Origin of the sequence: Nostoc sp. 2RC, assembly GCF_014222165.1 — a bacterium.
Classification (GTDB): domain Bacteria; phylum Cyanobacteriota; class Cyanobacteriia; order Cyanobacteriales; family Nostocaceae; genus Nostoc; species Nostoc linckia.
Window position 1 is genome coordinate 1 of the sequence record NZ_JACKZU010000505.1, and the last position, 4,578, is coordinate 4,578.

At 37.1% G+C, this 4,578-nt stretch carries 4 protein-coding genes; all 4 read right to left on the bottom strand.

Going from position 1 to position 4,578, the window contains the following annotated elements; genetic code table 11:
- Nucleotides 1–55: 55 nt before the first annotated feature.
- Nucleotides 56–835: a phosphate ABC transporter ATP-binding protein PstB gene (pstB, locus tag GNE10_RS32260; protein ID WP_185570051.1), complete on the bottom strand. Its 780-nt coding sequence runs from the start codon at nucleotides 833–835 to the stop codon at nucleotides 56–58.
- 85 nt (nucleotides 836–920) lie between these two features.
- Nucleotides 921–1,802, bottom strand: coding sequence for a phosphate ABC transporter permease PstA (gene pstA, locus GNE10_RS32265; RefSeq protein WP_185570055.1), 882 nt, complete (start codon nucleotides 1,800–1,802; stop codon nucleotides 921–923).
- A 96-nt stretch (nucleotides 1,803–1,898) separates the two neighbouring features.
- The gene (pstC, locus tag GNE10_RS32270; protein WP_185570053.1) at nucleotides 1,899–2,900 is read right to left on the bottom strand and encodes a phosphate ABC transporter permease subunit PstC; all 1,002 of its coding nucleotides are present in this window, start codon (nucleotides 2,898–2,900) and stop codon (nucleotides 1,899–1,901) included.
- A gap of 527 nt (nucleotides 2,901–3,427) precedes the next feature.
- Nucleotides 3,428–4,471: a phosphate ABC transporter substrate-binding protein PstS gene (gene pstS / locus GNE10_RS32275; protein ID WP_185570054.1), complete on the bottom strand. Its 1,044-nt coding sequence runs from the start codon at nucleotides 4,469–4,471 to the stop codon at nucleotides 3,428–3,430.
- Nucleotides 4,472–4,578: the final 107 nt, after the last annotated feature.

Genomic DNA, 4,578 nt, shown 5'->3' on the forward strand with positions numbered 1-4,578 from the left:
GGTTGGGAGATGGGGAGAATAGTTAATGAACAATGAGCAATGACTAATTGACTTTTTACCCAAAACGTCCTGAAATGTAGTCGCGGGTGCGGGGGTCGATTGGGTTGTTGAAGATTTGTTCTGTAGCGCCAAATTCAATCATTTGACCAATTCGACTTTCATCGGTGCTAAAGAAAGCCGTAAAATCAGAGACGCGAGCAGCTTGCTGCATGTTATGGGTAACGATCGCAATGGTCAACTGAGACCGCAAACTATGGATTAGTTCTTCAACTTTCATGGTGGCGATGGGGTCAAGAGCTGAACAAGGCTCATCCATCAACAGAACTTTGGGTTTGACTGCTAAAGCACGCGCAATACATAATCTTTGTTGTTGACCGCCAGAAAGTCCTAAAGCCGATTTATCTAACTTATCTTTAACTTCATCCCACAAAGCAGCGCTATGAAGTGCAGACTCCACAATTTCATCTAGTTCTACTTTTGGATATCTACCTGCTATTCTGATGCCGTAGGCAACATTTTCATAAATGCTGATGGGAAAAGGATTCGGTTTTTGAAATACCATACCAATTTGGCGGCGTAATCTATTGATATTGACACGAGGAGCATAAATATTTTGACCAAAAAATTCCACCTCGCCTTCAACTTTCACAGGCCCTTCTAATTCACTGATGCGATTCAGAACTTTAATGAAGGTAGATTTGCCGCAACCACTAGGGCCGATTATTGCTGTGACATGATTTCGATAAATATCTATTGATATATTTTCGATCGCTTTAATTGTGCCATAGTAAAAACTGATATTTTTTACTTTGATAGCTGGAATTAGTTGACTCATAAATTGTCCAAGTGCGAAATAAAATTTTTTAAACAGAATTCAGAAGTAAAAATGGGATTTGCCCGTTCTCAATAAGGACTTCTGTTCATTTAATTTTTCTCTTGCTAATAACTATGCGAGAAATAATACTGACACATAAAATTAAACCCAATAAAATTATTGCAGTAGTCCAGACTAATTGATTTTTTTCTGGGTCGGGGTCGTTGTAGAGATTAAAAATTAGTACTGGTAAGGAAGCTGTTGGACTTAACAAACCTTCCGACCAATCTAAACTAAATAATGCAGTAAAAAGTAAGGGCGCTGTTTCACCAGCAGCACGAGATATGGCTAATAAAATGCCTGTAGTGATTCCAGGAGTTGCCGCAGTAACAACGATGCGAAAGGTAGTTTGAAAACGAGTTCCACCTAAAGCAGCAGAGGCGAGACGTTGAGATGTGGGAATAAGTTTTAAGGATTCTTCTGTTGTTAATATAATTACTGGTAGCATAATCACAGCTAAGGCAAAACCACCTGCGATCGCGCTGAATCCTTTTGTTGCCAAAACGATTATACCGTAAGCAAATATTCCTACAACAATTGAAGGTACACCTGTAAGAATATTAGTGATAAAACGAACGAGATTAGCAATTGGATTAGTTTGACCGAATTCTGCCAAGAAAATTCCTGTCATTACTCCTGTGGGTATGCTGAAAAAAGCACCAATAGTTACCATAGTTATGGTTCCTATAATGGCATTGCCGAACCCATTATCAATTACTGTTTTGATAAAAATTTCCCATTTAATTCCAGATATGCCTCGAAGGAAAATTTCCCATAAAATTGATAATAAAGGAATGAGTGCCAGAGTTGTGAATCCAAAGGCGATCGCATTCATTAAATAGGTGAATATTACTCGTTCTTTTGGTAGCGGACTACATAATTCTTTTATTATAGATTCATCATTTTCAGGTTCGATATAATCATTCATATTGCTCACAACTTTTAATTTTTAACAAAACCCTCAACCCACAGTAACCACCAAGAATTAATTCTGAATTCTGGATTCTCAATTCTGAATTATTATTCAATTATTTTTGCTGGCAAACCACCTGACTAATAATACAGCCCCAATATTTACAGTTAAAGTCAAGGCAAATAAAATTAATCCTAAATAGCTTAAAGCACCAATATGTAATCCTGGTTCGGCTTCAGCAAATTCATTCGCTAATACAGAGGGAATTGTATAAGCCGGATCGAGTAAAGAAGCACTAATTTGAGCAGAATTACCAATTACCATAGTGACAGCCATTGTTTCACCCAAAGCACGTCCTAAAGCCAGCATTGCTGCACTGACTATTCCCGAAAATCCAGCTGGTAACAAAACTCGAAAAATTGTTTCCCAACGAGTACCACCTAAAGCCATAGATGCGCTACGCAATTCTTTGGGTATAGCCAGTAATACATCACGAGTAATTGCTGCCATTGTTGGCAAAATCATGATGGCTAGAATAATTCCAGCAGTCAACATATTTGTGCCTACAGGGTCTTGTGTATTAAATATTGGGATGAATTTGAAAGTGTTACCTAGCAATTTTTCAAAAGGTTCTAAAACTGGAATAAAGCTAAAAATAGCCCATAAACCAATAATTACACTGGGAATAGCAGCGATTAATTCTACAACCAATGCTAAGGTTGTTCGTACAGATGTTGGTAAGAAATTTTCACTAGTTACTAAAGCAACTGCAATTCCCACTGGTACTGCTAAAAAAATAGCGATCGCGCTACTTACTAGAGTTCCATAAATATAAGGTAATGCACCAAAAATTTGATTACCTGTATCCCAATCTTGACCCCATAAAAACGCGACTCCGAACTGTTTAATTGCTGGTAGGGCTTCTTTGTAAATTACCCAACTCATGAGAAATAATACAGCAAAAGTAACCACGGCAAAAAAGTATACTAGCCGTGTAAATCCTTGGTCAAACCAAAAATTTTTACCACTAATAGCTGTCAAATCGATATTTTCATCATCTAAATTCGATTCATATGATGAATTTTTGTCGGCTGGTTCTGATGAATTTGCCATGACAAATTAATAAAATAGGTTTTGGGATGTGAGCATAATAGACAATAAGGCAATAGGCAAAAGAAATGAAGTTATTTATCAAGTAAAAATTAATTATTGTTGACTGTTGACTGTTGACGGTTCACAGTCAACAACAGCATTTTTACTTAATAAATATTCTCTAAAACTTTCACTAAAACAACGGTATCTTAATAAAAATCATTTCCAGGTAAAACCTGGAAACGAAAACTTAGGAACAAAATTCACCAGAATCAGAAGCCATAATTTGAAGACTTACGCAACTAGCATATTATTTTAAGTTTGTAGTAAGGACTTTAGTCCTTAAAATCACGGCTGTTTGCGGAGCATTCCCGTAGAGTAGCCCTGACTACAAGCAAAAATATTTTATTTTTTGTGACACTTGCATAAGTCTTGAATTTATCAAGAGGATATGATGATGAGTAGATTCATGCGTCAATTTATCTCCTGATTTTTTAAATATTGTGACTCCAGAATTATGACTCCTGAATTTTACATAAAACTAGCAATTAAGGCTTGACATTGCTATTCACTGTTTGAAGTACGCGATTTGCAACTTCAGATGGAATCTTGGTGTAATTTAGGTCATCATTATACTGTTGACCGTCTTTCAATACCCAATTTATCCATTTCTTGATAGCATCAGATTTGGCAGCATTGGCATACTGTTTGTAAACCATGATCCAAGTAAGACCGACAATAGGATAACCTTGACTTGGATCTCCCACAAAAACGCGGTAGTTATCTGGAAAATTCACACTAGCCAAAGCTGCGTTTGCAGATTGTAAAGAAGGAGCAACAAATTGTCCTTGTTTGTTTTGGATCTGTGCTGATTTCAGGTTATTTTTGAGAGCGTAGGCATATTCAACATAACCAATAGAACCAGGAGTGCGAGCTACTAAAGCGGCGACGCCAGGATTACCTTTACCTTTAAGGACGTTTGGAAGAGTCCATTTTGGTGCTGTGTTAGCTCCAACTCTACCTCTAAAATAACCATTGATTGAACTCAAATGGTTAGTAAAAATAAAAGTAGTACCGCTACCATCCGCACGAACAACAAATTTAATTGGTTGGTTTGGTAGATTTACACCAGGATTATCAGCTTTAATTTTCGCATCACTCCAATTAGTAATTTGCCCTGCAAAAATCGCTGGTAATGTAGTGCGGGATAATTTAAGATTGTTAACTCCTGGAAGATTATAAACCACAGAGACTGCACCGCCGGCTGTGGGTACTAAGATTACACCGTTCTTGACTTTAGCGATTTCATCATCTTTCATTGCAGCATCACTACCACCAAAGTCAACAGTTCCAGCAATTACTTGACGAATACCGCCACCACTACCAATTCCTTGATAGTTAATTTTTAAGTCTGGATATTTCTTTTTAACTTCACGAGCATACCGTTCGTAAAGTGGAGCCGGAAAAGTTGCTCCTGCACCGTTGATGGTTTGAGCTTGTACGATGGTACCAAACATTGGACTTAGTGCAACAGAAGTTGTCACCAATGAAGTAGCAACGACACGATTCAAGATGCTGGTCGAAAAAATCATATTACCTCTGATTAAAGGAATATTTTACTGCTGTAATCACAACCTTAAATAAGCTAAATTTCTGATGGTTAAAGATAGTTTAACAATGGATGAATAAGAAGTTAATT

Bases quoted from the DNA above. Each gene is read 5' to 3' on its own strand.
- pstS (WP_185570054.1), bottom strand. From the start codon at position 4,471: ATGATTTTTTCGACCAGCATCTTGAATCGTGTCGTTGCTACTTCATTG.
- pstC (WP_185570053.1), bottom strand. From the start codon at position 2,900: ATGGCAAATTCATCAGAACCAGCCGACAAAAATTCATCATATGAATCG.
- pstB (WP_185570051.1), bottom strand. From the start codon at position 835: ATGAGTCAACTAATTCCAGCTATCAAAGTAAAAAATATCAGTTTTTAC.
- pstA (WP_185570055.1), bottom strand. From the start codon at position 1,802: ATGAATGATTATATCGAACCTGAAAATGATGAATCTATAATAAAAGAA.